A 16,672-nucleotide genomic window follows, 5' to 3' on the forward strand; every position below is an offset into this window, starting at 1 on the left:
CATACTTATCTGATGGTCCGTCAGATAGCATGGCATCTGACGAGTCGTCAGCCAAGCAGGGGGACACGTGAACGAGACCCCGCACTCCTTGAGTTCCGCCCGCACGCTGTGGGAGCTGGTCGACCGGCGCGCCCGGCTCACCCCCGACCGCCCCGTACTGCTCCAGGACGACCGGACGCTCACCTTCGAAGGCCTGCGGGACGGCGCCGAGCGGGTGGCGGCGGGCCTGTACGGCATGGGCGTACGCCCCGGCACGGTGGTCGCCTGGCAGCTGCCCACCCGGATCGGGACGGCCCTGCTGTCCTTCGCGCTGGCCCGGCTCGGCGCCGTGCAGTCGCCGGTCATCCCCTTCTACCGGGACCGGGAGGTCTCCTTCGCGCTGCGGGAGTCCAGGGCGGAGTTCTTCGCGGTGCCGGGGACCTGGCGGGGGTACGACCACACGGAGATGGCGCGGCGGCTCGGCGCGAAGGGGGTCTTCGAGGCGTACGACGACCTGCCCGACGGCGATCCGGCCGTGCTCCCCGCCCCGCCCGCCGAGGGCACCTCCGTGCGCTGGATCTACTGGACCTCGGGCACCACCTCCGACCCCAAGGGCGTGCTGCACACGGACCGTTCGCTGATCGCGGGGGGCTCCTGCCTCGCGCACGCGCTGCGTCTCACGGCGGACGACGTGGGCTCGATGGCCTTCCCGTACGCGCACATCGCCGGCCCCGACTACACGGTGATGCTGCTGCTGTACGGCTTCCCGGCGGTGATGTTCGAGCAGTTCGCGCTGCCGGACGCGCTGGAGGACTACCGCCGGCACGGGGTGACGGTGGCCGGCGGGTCGACGGCGTTCTACTCCATGTTCCTCGCCGAGCAGCGCAAGCGGCCGGGGACGAAGGTGATCCCGACGCTACGGCTCCTCGCGGGCGGCGGGGCCCCCAAACCGCCGGACCTCTATCACGCCGTGGTACGCGAGATGGGCGTGCAGCTCACCCACGGATACGGCATGACCGAGGTGCCGATGATCACCATGGGCTCGCCGGACGACACGGCGGAGAACCTGGCGACGACGGAGGGGCGGCCTCCGGCGGAGATGGAGATACGGATCACCGACGGGGAGGTGCGGCTGCGCGGCGAGGCCGTGTGCCAGGGCTATCTGGATCCGGCGCAGACGGCGGAGGCCTTCGACGAGGAGGGGTTCCTGCGCACCGGCGACCTCGGGCATCTGACCGGAACCGGGCACCTGGTGCTCACCGGGCGCCGCAAGGACGTGATCATCCGCAAGGGGGAGAACATCTCGGCGAAGGAGATCGAGGACCTGCTGCACGGGCACCCGGCGGTGGGCGACGTGGCGGTGATCGGACTGCCGGACGCCGAGCGCGGGGAGCGGGTGTGCGCGGTGGTCGAGCCGGCGGCGCGGTCCTCGGGGGCCGGGGAGCTGACGCTGGCGGCCGTCACCTCGTATCTGCGCGCGGAAGGGCTGTCGGTGCACAAACTGCCGGAGCAGCTGGAGGTGGTGGACGCCCTTCCGCGGGGCGACACCCTGCGGAAGGTGCTGAAGTACAAGCTGCGCGAGCGCTATTCGGGGACGGTGAAGTAGCGGGCGAAGGCCGGGACGATCTCCGCCTCCCCCACCTTGCCGTCGCCGTCGGCGTCGAGGCCCGCGGCGACCGTCCCCGCGAGGTCCTCCGGGACGCCGAACACCCGCAGTACGCGCGCGGTGTCGGTGACGGTGACCGCGCCGTCCCCGTCGGTGTCCGCCACGGCCAGGGCCGCGTGCAGGAAGGGTCGGGCGATCTCCGCGAACCGCTCCGGGTTGTCACGCAGGCGCTTGACCGCGCCGGTGACGAACTCCTCGCGCGTGATGCGCTGGTCGCCGTCCCGGTCCGCGATGCCCGCCATGCCCTGCCAGAACGCCTCCGCGCCGGCGTACAGGGCCTGCCCCTTGTCGGAGCGGGCCGTCACACCGAACTCGGCGAGCAGCGCCTTGGCCGCGCCGCTGAAGTCCAGCCCGTCGATGTAGCCGTTGCCGTCCTGGTCGAAGGTGGCGAACCGGGCGGCGATCCTGCGCTCGTACTCGGTGCTGACCATGTCTTTCGGGCCGCCTTACTCACGTGGGGGTACGTCCGGCTCGGAGCGTACGACGCCGCGGGGCGTCCGGGCACGCGAAAGCGAAGGTTGCACCAAGACCGGGGCAATTCCGGGACAACAATGTGGCACGGTCACGATACGACCGCGGCCGGTTCAGGCCGACAGGGGCTCGTCGTCCACCGCCGCCGCGATGTCGGGGTAGACGTCGAACAGCCGCCGTACGCCGAGCGCGCCGAGGACCCGGTTGACGTGGGAGCCGTCGACGGCGCCCTGGGCCGGGAGGATCAGCCGCAGCCGGCCCTGGCAGGAGCGGATCAGGCGGCGGGACGCGATGAGCACGCCGACGCCGCTGGAGTCGCAGAAGAAGACGTCCGAGAGGTCGAGGACAAGACTGTGATGGCCCTCGGCCACAGCGTCGTGCACCCGCTGGCGCAGCACCGGCGAGGTCATCAGGTCCAGTTCGCCCGAGACCCCGAGCACGGCCCACTCACCTCGTTCGACGCCGGTCACCTTGAATGCCACGGCATGCCCTCCGCTCACCGGATCTCCCGGAACCGCCCGGAGCCTTCTGGATCCACCAGAAACGGAAGCAGTTCCTACGCTTCTTTCCGCGCGGCTGCCCAGCGGCCGTTCCCGGAAACCCCGGAGGCCAAACGACAGGCGGTCGTCGAGGGACTTGTTTCGGTCAGGTCCGATCCTGTTCGATCGGAGATGGTCAGAGCGTGCTCATCGCGTGTTCGCTGAGTGGAGGTCGCGTGAGATACGGCGAAGGTCCACTACCACCTGCGGGACGTCCGGGGGCGCACATTGGCACAAAGGGGCGTGCGCTCTCCGACGTGCCGACTACATTCGAGGACACGGTGGATCCAGGCTGGACCCGGGCACAGGGAGGGGGAGAGGGCCGGATGGCGAAGAAGGACGCGCCACCCCGCTGGGACCGCAGGATGCAGCAGCGGCTCGCCCGCGGCGAGGCGGCCGCCCTCGGCGAGCTCTACGACCGGTTCGCCTCCCTCGTCCACGGCCTCGCCCATCGCGTCCTCGGCGACGAACCGGCCGCCGACGCCATCACCCGCGAGGTCTTCGCCCACGTCTGGGAACACCCCGACACCTACGACCCGCGCCAGGGCCCCCTGCGCACCTGGGTCGCCACGCTGACCCACCGGCTCGCTGTGCAGCGGCTGCGCGCCACCGAGACCGCCGCGCTCACCCGGGGCGGGACCGGCTCCCCGGAGGACTTCACGGAAGAGCTGGAACGCAAGGTGCGGCGCGCCTCGGTGGCCGCCCGCGCCGACTACATCGTCCACTCCATGCCCGCCCCGCTGCGCGCCGCCCTGGAACTGGCCTACGTCCAGCGCCGCGACTACCGCCAGACCGCCGCCGACCTCGGCGTCACCGAGGACGAGGCCCGCCGCCGGCTCCGCCTCGGCCTGCAACTGCTCTCCACCGCCCACGACGCGGCGCCGCCCGGGTACGGGGGCACGGTGTGACGGGCTTCGAGAAGTACGACGGCACCGGCGACGGCGAGGGCGGCACCGGACCCGGCGGCACAGGCCCCGGCCCCGCCCCGGGACCCCCGCGCATACCGCTGCCCCGCGCCTCCGTCGAGGACAGCGGACTGCCGCTGCCCGAACTGGACGCGCTCCCGCCCCTGCCACTGGAGTTGCCGCACGACGTCCTGAAGGCGCTGCTCGGGGCGTGGGCGCTGGCCGCCTGCTCGGCCGCGGAGACGGCGGCCGTCGAGGCGCACCTCGGCGAGTGCGGCCCGTGCGCGGAGGAGGCGCTGCGGCTGCGCGGGGCGGTGGGCCTGCTGCACCAGCCCGAGAGCCTCGACCTGGACCCCGGGCTGCGCACCCGCGTCCTTCAGGGCTGCCTGGAGCGGCGTCCGCCGCGCATCCCGGTGCCGGAATGGGCGGCTCCGTACGACGCCGAGACCGCGCGCCTGGACGCGCTGCTCCAGGACTTCGGGGACGCGGAGTGGCATGCCCCGGTACGGCTGCGCTGGTTCGCCGGCGACGCGCCGACGAGCCGCCGTACCACCGTCGCCGGGGTCATCGCGCATCTGCTGTCCGTCGACGGGCTGGTGGCGGTGGCGCTGGGCCTGGAGGACCCGCTGGCCGAGGCGGACGCCGCCGCGGAACCCGGGCAGCCAGCCGGACCCGCCGCCCGCACCGAGGCGTTCTGGCGCGCCTCCCGTTTCCCGCCCACCCGGGCCGTGCGGGCGCCGTGGCGCGAGCAGAGCCACCATCTGGTGCGGACGGTCTCCTTCACCGGCGGCGGCACCGGGGAACGCCCGGTCCCCTACGGTGACTTCACACTGCCGCTGCACGACGCGATGCTGGACCGGGCCTTCGAGTGCTGGGTGCACGCGGAGGACATCGCGGAGGCCGTGGACTACCCCTACGGGCCGCCCGCGCCCCGCCATCTGCACGCGATGATCGACCTGGCGGCCCGCATGCTGCCCGCCGTCCTGGCCGCCCGGCGCCGCTCGGGCCTGGCCTCCGCCCCCACCCGGCACCTGGTCGCGGCGGGCGCGCCCGGCCGCAGTCTGCGCCTGGAGATCGAGGGCTCCGGCGGCGGCGAGTGGCTGATCCCGCTGGACTCCCCCGCCGCGCTGGGCTCCGCCGACCACGAGGTCGCCCACGTCGCCCTGGACGGCGTCGAGTTCTGCCGCCTGGCAGCGGGGCATGTGTCTCCGACGGAGGCGGCGGCGGGTCAGCTCGGGGACCGGGATGCCATCAGGGACGTCTTGTTTGCGGCGGCGTCATTGAGCCGGATGTAGGGGCTGGTTGTTGTTTCGCGGGCGGCTGCGGGTGTGTGGGGGCCGTTCGCGCCCACGCGGCGGCAGCCGCATATGGACACAGTCCCGCGCCCCTTAGGGGGCGCGGCAATCGGAACCCCCGAGCTACTAGGCGAACACGACCGTGCGCCGCCCGTTGAGCAGGATCCGCCGCTCCGCATGCCACTTGACGGCCCGCGCCAGCGCCTGGCACTCCACGTCCCGTCCGACGGCGACGAGCTGGTCCGGGGTCACGTCGTGCCCGACGCGCTCGACCTCCTGCTCGATGATCGGCCCCTCGTCGAGGTCGGCGGTGACGTAGTGCGCCGTCGCCCCGATCAGCTTCACACCCCGCGCATGCGCCTGGTGGTACGGCTTCGCGCCCTTGAAGCTCGGCAGGAAGGAGTGGTGGATGTTGATGATCCGCCCGCTCAGCGCCTTGCACAGGTCGTCGGAGAGGACCTGCATGTACCGGGCCAGCACCACCAGCTCGACGTTCTCCTCGCGCACGAGCTCCAGCAGCCGCGCCTCGGCGTCCGCCTTGGTGTCCTTCGTCACGGGAATGTGGTGGAAGGGGACGTTGTAGGACCCCACCAGCTCCTTGAAGTCGGTGTGGTTGGACACCACCGCCGCGATCTCCACCGGCAGCGCCCCGGTCCGCGCCCGGAAGAGCAGGTCGTTCAGGCAGTGCCCGAACTTGCTGACCATGAGGACGATGCGCATCTTCTCGTCGGCCCGGTTGATCTGCCACTCCATGTGGAAGGAGTCACCGATCGCCGCGAAGCTCGCCCGCAGCTTGTCCACCGTGACCGGCGCATCCGCCGAGAAGTGGACGCGCATGAAGAACAGTCCCGTGTCGTGGTCGCCGAACTGCTGGCTGTCCTCGATGTTGCAGCCGGTCATGAACAGGTAGCTCGACACGGCGTGCACGATGCCCTGCTTGTCCGGGCAGGAGAGCGTGAGGACGTACTGGTCGGCGGGGGCCGCCACGGCCCGCTTGGACTGCTCGTTCATGCCCCACAGGGTCCCATACCCGCCCTGTCCCGCGGACGGCCGTCCGCCCACCGGACCCCGGTTACGCGGTCCTCGTCATGATCCGCAGCACCTCGAGACTCCGCGGCGGCGCGTCCGGGTCCTCCCCGTCGCTCGCCGCCATCCGGACATGCGCGTCCCGCGCCGCCCGCACCGCCTCCGGCCACGCGTGGTGGTCGACGTAGGCGGTCACCGGAGCGTCCGGCCCCACCTGGTGCACGATCCGCAGCACCCGCAGCACGGCCGTGTCGACCAGCGCCGCCTCCTGCGAGTCCCGGAAGATCGTCCCGACGTACTTCTCGGCCGACCAGTTGTCCAGCCAGGTGTCCTCGACCAGTCGGTACACGGCGTCGGTGACGTCGCCGTACCCGTCGACACCCGCCAGCCAGACGTCCCGCTGGAACACCGGATCGGAGAGCATGTGCAGCGCCGAGCGCACGTTGCTGCGCCAGCGCCACCATGGCATGTCGTTCAGGGGCATGCCGCCCATGGTGGATGAGCGACGGCCGCGACGGGAAGAGTTCTCCGAACCTTGCACGGTCATCGATCGTACGTTCCTCGTCCCAGTGGTCTCACCGGCCCCCGTAATTCACCTGCGCGTCACCATCCGTTGACCGAGGATCACTGCCAGGTTAGCCGTGTGAGGGAATCGTGCGGGTACATGACCGGCAGGCGACGCATCCGCAAGACCTCCCTCCGCTTCTTCGACCGGCCCCTCAGAGCGACCGCGCTGTCCGCCGGCGCACTGGCCGCCTGTGCGTCGCTCACCGCCGGATGCGGGGTCGTCCCCGGTGTCACGGGGGGCTCCGGGGACGACCCGATCAAGGTCATGACCTGGGCGCCGGACGGCACCGACGCCACCAACAAGCCGGGCATGCCCGCCATGGCCCGTGCTTACGCCCGCTGGATCAACTCCCGCGGCGGCATCGGCGGCCGCAAGCTGAAGGTCCTCACCTGCAACGACCACAACGACACCGTCGGCGCCGCGCGGTGCGCCCGGCGCGCGGCCGACGAGGGCGTGGTGGCGGTCGTCGGCTCCTACAGCCAGTACGGCGACTCCTACTTCGCCCCGCTGGAGGGCGCCGGCATCCCGTACATCGGCGGCTACGGGGTGACGAACGAGGAGTTCACCCGCTCCTACTCCTACCCCGTCAACGGCGGCCAGCCCGCACTGCTGGCCGGTCTCGGCAAGGCGCTCGCCGGGAACTGCGGCCCGGTCGCCCTGGTCCGGCCCGACAGCATCGCCGGCGACGAACTGCCGGCCGTCCTCGATGCGGGCCTGACGGCCGGCGGCCACACGGAGGCGGACGACCTGCTCGCGGCCGAGGACGCCACCGAGTACGGCACCATGTCGGGCCGGGCACTGAAGGCGGCCACCGTCGACCCGGTGAAGAAGGGCTGCGTGGTGCCCTCGCTCGGGGACCGCAACGACACCTTCATGGACTCCTTCCGGCGGACCCGCGAGAGCTACCCGCCGGTGCGCACCGCGACCGTCATGGGCAGCGTCGACCAGACGACGATCAACGCGACGGGCGGCGCGTCGGGGCCGTACGAGGGGGCGTACATCACCGGCTGGTACCCGGTCTCCTCCGACCAGCGCTGGGACCGGATGAAGAAGGTGATCAACGAGGAGGCCTTCGGCGACAACCGCATCGACCCCGCGGACGCCGGAGTGCAGACCACCTGGATCGCCTACACCGTCCTGAAGGCCGTCCTGGAGCGGATAGGCACCGGCTCCGTCACCGCCGACACCGTGCGCCGCACCCTCGACGACGGCATCAAGGTCGGCACGGGCGGCCTCACGCCCACCCTGGAGTGGCCCCGGTCCGGCACACTCGCCGCCGTCGGTCTGACCCGGCTGGTCAACGCCGACGTGACCCTCCAGGTGGTCCAGGGAGGCCGGCTGGTCCCGGCGGGAAAGAGCGGGACCATCGACGTGAGCCGGACGCTGGAGAAGGCGGACATCGGCTGACGCCCGCCTCCCCCGGCTCACAGCTGGGTCGGCTGGCGCTGCGTCAGGCCGTACGTCTTCGCGATCGCGTTCCACAGCCCCGCGGCCTTGACCTTCTGGGTGCTGGCGGTGGTGCTGTCGCGGTTGCCGGCCTGGGTCTGGCCGGTGCCGTGGGCCTGGCCCTTCTTGCAGCCCTTGCGGCCCGAGACCTGGTCGGCCCACGCCGCGTAGTGGTTGTCGGCCGACGCCGAGGCCTGCCACGCCTTGGTGAGCGCGCTCGTCAGATCGGCGTTGCCCGGCAGCTTGTCGACGGACAGCTTCGACAGCCGGGTGACGAGGTCGCCTCGCTGCTTGGCGGCGTCGCGCAGGTTGGAGGCGGCGTCACCCAGGTTGTTGCAGGCCCGCACATTGGCCACCGCGTTGATCACCGAGGCGCGGCTGTTGCCGCTGTCGGCGAGCAGCTTGTCCAGGGCGACGGCCTGCTGCCGGGCCGGGTCGGCACCCGCGGACGCGGAGCCCTCGGCGGCGGGCGCCGACGCGGCGACGGTCTTGTTGCCGTCCTTGTCGTCACCGCCGCCCCCGCCGCCGAGCAGGGCACCGGCGCCGATGCCGAGCACGGCGATGCCGACACCGATGGCCGCGATCAGCGGCACCCGCGATCCGGTACGGCCTCCCCGGCCTCCCCGGCCACCGCCGTCGTCCCCGGGCTCGGTCCCGCGCGGGACGCCGCCCGGACCCTGCGGGCTGTAGGCGGGCTGCGGCTCCTGGAAGCGCGGCATCTGCTGCGTGGCCCCGGCCGGGCCGTCGCCGCCCGCACCGCCGCGGAAGAGGTTGTCGAACTCGGCGGGCGGCTGCCGGTCCCCGCCGGGCCCGCCGGCGTACGGCGGGATGTACTGCGTGGCCTCGGCGTCCGGGTGCGGCGCGGCGGGCTGCGGCCGGGCCGCCCGGCCCAGGTACCGCGTCTCCTCGGCTCCCGCCTCGGGCGGCAGCGCGCCCGGGACCACGGGAGGTATGTACTGCGTCGCGCCCTCGTCGGCCGGCGCGGGCGCCGAGCCGGCGGCGACCGGCGGCAGGTACTGGGTGGCGCCCTCGTCGGCCGGCGCGGGCGCGGACCCGGAGGCGACCGGCGGGAGGTACTGGGTGGCGCCCTCGGCGGCGGGGGGCAGCGCGGCGCCGTGCGCGCCGGGGCCGCCGTGGCCGTACGACGGCTGGAGGGCGGCGGGGGCGCCGGAGCCGTACGCCGGGTTCTGCGCGCCCTGGCCGCCGGAGCCGTAACCCTCGCCGTACCCCTGGTGGTCCGGCGTCTGCTGCCCGTAGGCCGGCGCCGGGGCGCCCTCCGGGGGAAGCGGGCCCGCGGTGTTCGGGGCCTGGTCGGCCCACGCGGCGGGCTGCTGCGGCGTCGGCCACTCCTGGGCGGGCGCCTGGGGCCAGGAGTGGCCCTGCTGCGGCTGCTGCTGACCCTGCTGGGGCTGCTGGGGCTGCTGGGGCTGCTGCTCGGGGCCCCACGGCTGACCCCAGGCCTGACCGCCGGACGGGCCGGCCGGGGGCTGGGCCGCCGGGGCGGCCGGATGGGAGGCGGGTCCGCCCGTCATGCCCGGCAGCAGCGGTTCGCCACCGTCGGAGGGCAGCACGATGCCTTCGTGCGCGGGCTGCGCCGAGGGCTCCTCGCCCTGTCCACTCTGCGTCACCGGGACTCCTACGATTGGGGGACCTTCGGAACGTCGGGTCACGCTACCGGGTCCCCTGAGCCTGGTGCCACGCAGCTCAGGGCCTGACCTGCTGCCCTGTGACGGCGGTAACAAAACCGCCCCGCGGTGCGCTGTTCATGTGACCTCCCCCACGCGACCGGCCCGTTCGCCGTCCGTTCACGCGCCCGCGGGGCATGTGTTCACGCGGCCTGCTGCAACTCCAGCCGCGCGCCGAACTCCCGAACCACCGCCTCCTCCCGGTACGGCTCCAGACGCTGCTGGAAGTCCTCCAGGTACTCCGCACCGCGGTTGGAGCGGAGCGTCTCCAGGAGCTCGACCGCCTTCATTCCGGTGCTGCACGCCTGCTCGATCTCACGCTGCTGCACCTGGGCCGTGGCGAGCAGCACATAGCCGATCGCCCGCCGTCGCGCCCGCGTCTCGGGGTGCCCGGCGAGGGACTCCTCGGCGCACCGGGCCGCCGCCTCGGCCTGTCCCAGGTCGCGGTGGCAGTGCGCCAGTTCGTCGGCGAGGTAGGCCTCGTCGAAGTGCGCGATCCACGCCGGGTCGTCCCCGGAGTCGGCGTCGGCCTGGTCCATGGCCGCCACCGCCCGTCCGGACGCCAGCTGGGCGGCGCGCGCGTCGCCGAGCAGGGCGTGCCCGCGCGCCTCCGCCGCATGGAACATGGCCTCCGCGCGCGGGGTCACGCGACCCCGCGCCCCCTCCTGCGCCGCTCTCGCCAACTGCGCGATCTCCCGCGGGTTCCCGAGCTGCGCGGCGAGGTGGCTCATGGAGGCCGCGAGGACGTAGCCGCCGTAGCCGCGGTCGCCCGCCGCCTGCGCCAGCCGCAGGGACTGGATGTAGTAGCGCTGGGCCAGCCCCGGCTGCCCGGTGTCCACGGCCATGTACCCGGCGAGCTCGGTCAGCCGGGCCACCGCGGCGAACAGGTCGCGGCCGACGGCCTCCCGGTAGGAGCCGGCGAGCAGACCGGAGACGACGCTGTTGAGGTAGTGCACGACCACCGGGCGGACATGCCCGCTGCCGTACTGGTGGTCCAGGTCGGTCAGCGCCTGGGTCATCGCGCTGACGGCCGCCACGTCGGACTGCCCGACGCGCGGCCCCGCCGAGCGCGCCACCTGCGCGTCCGGCGCCGAGATCAGCCAGTCCCGGCTGGGCTCGACCAGCGCGGACGCGGCGACCGAGGAGCCGGAGAGGAAGTCCCGGCGGCCCACGTCACTGCGCCACAGCTCGCAGACCTGCTCGATGGCCCCCAGTACCGTCGGCGAGAACTGGAGACCCACGCCGGAGGCGAGGTTCTTGCCGTTGGCCATGCCGATCTCGTCGATCGTGACCGTACGGCCGAGTTTGCGTCCGAGAGCCTCCGCGATGATCGCCGGCGCGCGCCCGCGCGGCTGCTGTCCGCGTAGCCAGCGGGCCACGGACGTCTTGTCGTACCGCAGGTCGAGGCCGTGCTCGGCGCCGCACATGTTGACGCGGCGGGCGAGCCCGGCGTTCGAGCACCCGGCTTCCTGGATGAGCGCCTGCAACCGTTCGTTCGGCTGCCGCGCGACGAGTGGCCTGGCGGCCATGGATACCCCCTGGCGAAGCGAAAAGATCCGGCCGGGAAGATCAATGCCCAGCGGACATACCGAAAATGCGAGGCATGCGAGGATTGCCGGGGTAAGAGTCCCCACCCCCACCCCTGGCTACCCAGCCCAAGCCCTGCTTCCTCCCGCGCGCCCCCACACATGCACCCATGCGCCCCAGCCGGGGAATCGATGCTCCTCCCCCGCGCGCGTTACCCCCGTAACCCGAGGTGGGTGCGGGAGTTGAGTGGGGCGTGGAAGAAACGATCGTGGGTGCCCAAGCCAGTCCGACTGCCGGTCAGATTCCCAAGCAGCGCGGGGAATCGCTGCTGGAGACCGCCGTTCGCTACGCCGAGGAACGTCACTGGGAAGTGTTCCCCGGCACCTGGCTGGAAGCCGTCGACGGGCTTCAGCGCTGCTCCTGCGGGGACGCCGCCTGCCCTGCGCCCGGGGCGCATCCCACGCGGCCGGACTGGGCGACGCAGGCGACCGGGAGCGTGACCGTCACGCGCCGGATGTGGCAGAAGCATCCGACGGCGTCGATCCTGCTGCCGACCGGGCGGACGTTCGACACGCTGTCCGTCCCGGAGACCGCCGGGTTCCTCGCGCTCGCCCGGATGGAGCGGATGGAGCTGTCCCTCGGGCCGGTGACCCTCGCCCCCGACCGTCGGATGCAGTTCTTCGTGCTCCCGGGGGCCTCCGTGAAGGTGCCGGAGCTGGTGCGCAAGCTCGGCTGGACCCCGGGGTCGCTGGACCTGGTCGCGCTCGGCGAGGGCGGCTACGTCGCCGCGCCCCCGACCCGCTTCGGCTCCCGGGGCGCCGTCCAGTGGGCGTGCCGGCCCACCCACGCCAACCGGTGGCTCCCGGACGCGGAGGAGTTGATCTCGCCCCTCGCCTACGCCTGCGGACGCGACCGCTGACGCCAGGCCCCCGTAGTGTTCTTGTATGGCCGATGATGCAGAGGCAGGTGCGGTCGCCGTCCGTTTGCGCGGGCTGTGGAAGCGGTTCGGGCAGCAGGTCGCCGTGGGCGGGATCGACCTGGAGCTGCCCGCCGGGCAGTTCATCGGGCTGGTCGGGCCCAACGGGGCGGGGAAGACCACCACCCTCTCCATGGTGACCGGGCTGCTGAGACCCGACGAGGGGTCCGTCGAGGTCGTCGGGCACGACGTGTGGCGGGATCCGGTGGCCGTGAAGGCCCGGATCGGGGTGCTGCCCGAGGGGCTGCGCCTGTTCGAGCGGCTGTCCGGCTGGGAACTGCTCGGGTACGCGGGCCGGTTGCGGGGACTGCCCGGGGCCGAGGTGGACCGGCGGGCGGACCAGCTGCTGGACGTACTCGACCTGGCGGGGGCCCGGCACAAACTCGTCGTCGACTACTCCACCGGCATGCGCAAGAAGATCGGGCTCGCCGCCGCGCTCCTGCACAACCCGGAAGTCCTCTTCCTCGACGAGCCGTTCGAGGGCGTCGACCCGGTGTCCGCGCAGACCATCCGGGGCGTCCTGGAGCGCTACACCGCCTCCGGCGCCACCGTGGTCTTCTCCTCCCACGTCATGGAGCTCGTCGAGTCGCTGTGCGACTGGGTCGCCGTCATGGCCGCGGGCCGCATCCGGGCACACGGCCCACTGGCCGAGGTACGCGGCGAACACCGCACGCTGCAACAGGCGTTCCTCGAACTGGTCGGCGCACAAGGACGGGACGCCGGGTCCGGCCTGGACTGGCTGGGCGGCGGAATCCGATGACCGGCGTCACCTCCACCGTCGTCCGGCTGAAACTGTCCCTGCTGCGCGGCGGGCTGCGCCAGTCCGGCGGCCGGCGGGCCGCGTTCGTCGCCTCCGCCGTCGTCGCCCTCCTGTTCGGCGCGCTGCAACTGCTCGGCCTGCTCGCCCTGCGCGGCCACCCGCACGCCGACGCCGTCGCCGTCCTGGGCACCGCCGTACTGGCCCTGGGCTGGGCGGTGATGCCGCTGTTCTTTCCCAGCGGCGACGAGACCCTCGACCCGACCCGTCTGGTGCTGCTCCCGCTGCGGCCGCGCCCGCTGGTGCGGGCCCTGCTGGCGGCCTCGCTCGTCGGCATCGGGCCGCTGTTCACCCTGCTCGTGCTGACCGGCTGCGCGCTGTCCGTCGCGGACGGGGCGGTGGCGTACGGGGTCACCGTCGTCGCCGTCTGCCTCGCGCTCCTGGTGTGCGTGGCGCTCGCGCGGGCCGTCGCCGCCGCCAACGTCCGCCTGCTGACCAGCCGCAAGGGCCGCGACCTGGCCGTGCTCAGCGGGCTGGTCATCGCGATCGGCACCCAACTGGTCAACTTCGGCGCCCAGCACCTGGGGTCGGCCGGGCTCGGGCGGCTCACGCCGGTGGCGGACGTACTGCGCTGGCTGCCGCCCGCGTCGGCGGTGGGCGCGGTACGGTCGGCCAGCGAGGGCTCGTACGGGACGGCGGCCGCCCAACTGCTGCTGAGCGCCGCGGCACTGGTGCTGCTGCTCGCCGTGTGGGCGCGCACCCTGACCCGGCTGATGGTCTCGCCCGACGGCTCCACCCTCCAGGCCGCCGACGCCCGGCCGCGCCGGCAGCGGCTGGCGAGCGGGCCGGCGCGCCTGCTGCCCGGCGGCCGTACCGGCACCGTCATGCGGCGCAGCCTGCGCTACGTATGGCGCGACCCCAAGACCAAGGCCGCCTGGGTGACCTCGCTGGCCATCGGGCTGATCGTGCCCGTGTTCAACGCCGCGCAGGGCACCGGCTCGATCTACTTCGCCTGTTTCGCCGCCGGGATGCTCGGCATCCAGATGTACAACCAGTTCGGGCAGGACACCTCCGCGTTCTGGATGGTCGCGCTCACGATCTCCGAGCCCAGGGACGCGTACGTGGAGCTGCGCGGGCGGGCGCTGGCCCTGCTGGTGATCACCCTGCCGTACGCCGCACTCGTGACCGTGCTGACCACCGCGATCCTGGGCGACTGGCCCCGGCTGCCCGAGGTGCTCGGCCTGTCCTTCGCGCTGCTCGGGGCGATGCTGGCGACCGGCGCGTGGACCTCGGCCCGCTTCCCGTACTCCATCCCGCAGGAGGGCTACAAGAACGTGGCACCCGGACAGGCGGGCCTCGCCTGGATCTCCATCTTCGGCGGCATGGTCGGCGCGGCCCTGCTGTGCGCCCCCGTCATCGCGATGACGATCTGGCTGAACGTCACCGCCGACGGCGACGCCTGGACCTGGCTCCTGCTTCCCCTGGGCGCGGCCTACGGCACGGCGATCACCTGGTCGGGCCTGCACCTGGCGGCCCCGCGCACGGCGGCGAGACTCCCGGAGATCCTCACGGCGGTGAGCAAGGGCTGACGGCACTTTCAGCGCCCCTGCCCCTCAAACAACCCCGAGCACCCCGTCAAGAAACGGCTCGATGGCCCCCCGCCAGGCCTCCGGCCGGTCATGGTGGACAAGGTGACCGGCATCCGCCACCTCCGCGTACCGCCCGCGCGGCAGCACCCGCACCATTTCCTGCGCCTCCGCGCGCCCCAGCTCCCCGTCGAGCCCGCGCACGACCAGGGCGGGGCACTGGACCTGCGCGAGCTCCTCCCAGTGGGCGTCGTACACCCAGGTCTCGCGGGACTTGAGCATCTGCTCGGGCTCGAAGACGGGCCGCCAGCCGTCCGGCGTCTCGTGCATGACCTCCGCGTAGAACGCCCCCCGGCACGGGTTCGGCCGCTCCACCCAGGGGTCGTCCTCGCCGAACCACTTGCGTACGTCGGCGAGCGTGGCGAAGGGGACGGGCCAGGACCTGAACCAGTCGGCCCACTCGCGCTGGGAGGTCGCGCCGAGCGCGGAGGCCCGCATGTCGCAGATGATCAGGCCGCACACCAGATCGGGGCGCTTGGCGGCGAGCTGCCAGGCGGTCAGCGCGCCCATGGCGTGGCCGATGAGGACGGCGGGCGCGAGACCGAGCTGCTCGACGGCGGCCTCGGCGTCCTCGGTGTAGGCGTCGCGGGTGTATGCGGCCTGTGGGGGCTTGTCGCTCTGGCCGTGGCCGCGCTGGTCCAGCGCGACGGCGCGATGCCGCTCGGAGAGCCAGCGGGCGGTGGACGCCCAGTGCGAGGCGCGGCCCATCAGGCCGTGCAGTAACAGCACGCCGGGCTGTGCCCGGTCGGAATCCGCGGCGGCCGGGTCGCCCTTGGGAGGGTCCGCGAACTCCCAGGCGGCGAGCCGTACGCCGCCCGCTCCCGTCACATCGATGCGCCGTGCCATGGGTCTGGCCCCCCTAGCTCCGCTCGGACACCCGCACACTATCGAATAGCTATTCGAAAATTACGTCCCTGCGGTCAACACCCCTCAATCGAGTGACACCCCTCAAGGAATGATCGCCGCCGCCCAGGGGATCTTCTCTGCGGGGGGCGGACCGCTCGGGGAAAACGGTCCGCGGGGAATGACCCTGAGAGCTCGGGGCTCCGGGTCAGCACAGGGGAGGACGGGCCCCGGCACCAGACGGCGCCGGGGCCATCCCCTTGTCTGCGGCCGCATGCTCCCCGCCCCCTCAGGTCATATGCCTCGCGGCACAGCCTGGCACGCGAAAGGTCCGCGCGCTGCGATTCGGCACAGACGGCCTCGGCACCACCCGCCGGACCCGCCGCTTCCGGACGAACCGGTGCTTACCACCGGATCAATACAGATCAACCGACCTCAGCGCTTCGCCACGAACACATGGGAAGCCACATCCGCCTCCAGCTCGGCCGCCTCACCACCGCTGCCGACCAGCACACCACCCGCCGCCTGCGTGACGCTCACCACCGAACCGGGCTGCACACCCGCCCGGCGCAGCGTGTACATCAGCTGCGCGTCCGTCTGGATGGGCTCGCCGATCCGGCGCACCACGACCGTCTTGCCGTCCGAGCCCGGATCCAGGTCGGCCAGCGACACCATGCCCTCGTCCAGGAACGGATCGGCACCGTCCTTCTCGCCCAGCTCCTCCAGCCCCGGGATCGGATTGCCGTAGGGCGACTCGGTCGGGTGACGCAGCAGCTCCAGCACGCGACGCTCCACGGCCTCGCTCATCACGTGCTCCCAGCGACACGCCTCCGCGTGCACCTGCTCCCACTCCAGGCCGATCACGTCGACCAGCAGACACTCCGCGAGCCGGTGCTTGCGCATCACGCGGGTGGCCAGCCGGCGTCCCTCGTCGGTCAGCTCCAGATGCCGGTCGCTGGCCACCGACACCAGACCGTCACGCTCCATCCGCGCCACCGTCTGGCTCACCGTCGGCCCACTCTGGTCGAGCCGCTCCGCGATCCGGGCGCGCATCGGGACCACGCCTTCCTCCTCGAGCTCGAGGATGGTGCGGAGATACATCTCCGTGGTGTCGATCAGTCCGGACATTCGTGCCCCTCGATTGCTTCTGCCGGAAGCTCACGGCTCACCGGCGCGTGCGCTGGCCCTGGATTCAATTCTGACGCATACCACTGACAACCGTGCCGCGCCGCCGCAACCCACACCCCGACGAGTACACGCACTCGAGGCCCGCTCCAGGCCGGCACGCCGTATTGACAGCGCACTGGTCCAGACCGCACGGTGATCCGCGACACAGACGCTGC

15 protein-coding genes are annotated in these 16,672 nt (G+C 72.7%); 7 read left to right on the plus strand and 8 right to left on the minus strand.

Features of this window, described 5'->3' with window-relative positions:
- Positions 1-67: 67 nt before the first annotated feature.
- Entirely contained in the window at positions 68-1,585 is a 1,518-nt protein-coding gene (locus tag ABZ915_RS21995) for an AMP-binding protein (protein WP_361805523.1), read from the plus strand.
- Here ABZ915_RS21995 and ABZ915_RS22000 read toward each other — a convergent pair.
- Both ABZ915_RS22000 and ABZ915_RS22005 read right to left on the minus strand, forming a co-directional pair.
- Positions 1,564-2,076 carry an EF-hand domain-containing protein gene (locus ABZ915_RS22000; RefSeq protein WP_361805526.1) on the minus strand — a complete coding sequence of 171 codons (513 nt, stop codon included), beginning with the start codon at positions 2,074-2,076 and terminating at the stop codon, positions 1,564-1,566. The genes ABZ915_RS21995 and ABZ915_RS22000 overlap by 22 nt on opposite strands.
- Positions 2,077-2,229: 153 nt before the next feature.
- Positions 2,230-2,598, minus strand: a complete 369-nt coding sequence (locus ABZ915_RS22005; RefSeq protein WP_361805529.1) for an STAS domain-containing protein — start codon at positions 2,596-2,598, stop codon at positions 2,230-2,232.
- Positions 2,599-2,981: 383 nt separating this feature from the next.
- Between ABZ915_RS22005 and ABZ915_RS22010 the strand changes: the two genes are divergently transcribed.
- On the plus strand, positions 2,982-3,563 hold the full coding sequence (locus ABZ915_RS22010) for a sigma-70 family RNA polymerase sigma factor (protein WP_361805532.1): 582 nt from the start codon (positions 2,982-2,984) through the stop codon (positions 3,561-3,563).
- Positions 3,560-4,855, plus strand: a complete 1,296-nt coding sequence (locus tag ABZ915_RS22015) for a maleylpyruvate isomerase N-terminal domain-containing protein (RefSeq protein WP_361805535.1) — start codon at positions 3,560-3,562, stop codon at positions 4,853-4,855. The genes ABZ915_RS22010 and ABZ915_RS22015 overlap by 4 nt, the downstream gene beginning before the upstream one ends.
- Before the next feature lie 126 nt (positions 4,856-4,981).
- Here the strand turns inward: ABZ915_RS22015 and purU are convergent, their stop codons facing one another.
- Complete coding sequence (purU, locus tag ABZ915_RS22020; RefSeq protein WP_361805538.1) at positions 4,982-5,866, minus strand: formyltetrahydrofolate deformylase; 885 nt, start codon at positions 5,864-5,866, stop codon at positions 4,982-4,984.
- Positions 5,867-5,927: 61 nt separating this feature from the next.
- Complete coding sequence (locus tag ABZ915_RS22025) at positions 5,928-6,428, minus strand: hypothetical protein (protein WP_361805541.1); 501 nt, start codon at positions 6,426-6,428, stop codon at positions 5,928-5,930.
- 117 nt (positions 6,429-6,545) lie between these two features.
- On the opposite strand from ABZ915_RS22025, the gene ABZ915_RS22030 reads away from it, so the two are divergent.
- A complete protein-coding gene (locus ABZ915_RS22030) occupies positions 6,546-7,856 on the plus strand; it encodes an ABC transporter substrate-binding protein (protein ID WP_361805544.1) in 1,311 nt (436 codons plus the stop codon).
- 17 nt (positions 7,857-7,873) lie between these two features.
- Here the strand turns inward: ABZ915_RS22030 and ABZ915_RS22035 are convergent, their stop codons facing one another.
- Positions 7,874-9,523 (minus strand): hypothetical protein, encoded by a 1,650-nt coding sequence (locus ABZ915_RS22035; protein ID WP_361805547.1) that lies wholly within the window; start codon positions 9,521-9,523, stop codon positions 7,874-7,876.
- Between the two features lie 200 nt (positions 9,524-9,723).
- Positions 9,724-11,109 (minus strand): transcriptional regulator, encoded by a 1,386-nt coding sequence (locus tag ABZ915_RS22040; protein WP_361805550.1) that lies wholly within the window; start codon positions 11,107-11,109, stop codon positions 9,724-9,726.
- Positions 11,110-11,360: 251 nt separating this feature from the next.
- On the opposite strand from ABZ915_RS22040, the gene ABZ915_RS22045 reads away from it, so the two are divergent.
- From ABZ915_RS22045 to ABZ915_RS22055, 3 genes are read left to right on the plus strand one after another with little or no spacing between them, the layout of a single operon-like run.
- A complete protein-coding gene (locus ABZ915_RS22045; protein WP_361805553.1) occupies positions 11,361-12,026 on the plus strand; it encodes a bifunctional DNA primase/polymerase in 666 nt (221 codons plus the stop codon).
- A gap of 25 nt (positions 12,027-12,051) precedes the next feature.
- Entirely contained in the window at positions 12,052-12,843 is a 792-nt protein-coding gene (locus ABZ915_RS22050) for an ABC transporter ATP-binding protein (RefSeq protein ID WP_361805556.1), read from the plus strand.
- The gene (locus ABZ915_RS22055) at positions 12,840-14,429 is read left to right on the plus strand and encodes a transporter (protein ID WP_361805559.1); all 1,590 of its coding nucleotides are present in this window, start codon (positions 12,840-12,842) and stop codon (positions 14,427-14,429) included. Before ABZ915_RS22050 ends, ABZ915_RS22055 begins: the two co-directional genes overlap by 4 nt.
- 24 nt (positions 14,430-14,453) lie before the next feature.
- Here ABZ915_RS22055 and ABZ915_RS22060 read toward each other — a convergent pair whose 3' ends face one another.
- Both ABZ915_RS22060 and ABZ915_RS22065 read right to left on the minus strand, forming a co-directional pair.
- Positions 14,454-15,332, minus strand: a complete 879-nt coding sequence (locus tag ABZ915_RS22060; protein ID WP_361805562.1) for an alpha/beta hydrolase — start codon at positions 15,330-15,332, stop codon at positions 14,454-14,456.
- A gap of 432 nt (positions 15,333-15,764) precedes the next feature.
- Complete coding sequence (locus ABZ915_RS22065) at positions 15,765-16,457, minus strand: metal-dependent transcriptional regulator (protein WP_132852688.1); 693 nt, start codon at positions 16,455-16,457, stop codon at positions 15,765-15,767.
- Positions 16,458-16,672: the final 215 nt, after the last annotated feature.

It is taken from the genome of Streptomyces sp. NPDC046915, assembly GCF_040644935.1.
In the GTDB taxonomy this organism is placed as follows: domain Bacteria; phylum Actinomycetota; class Actinomycetes; order Streptomycetales; family Streptomycetaceae; genus Streptomyces.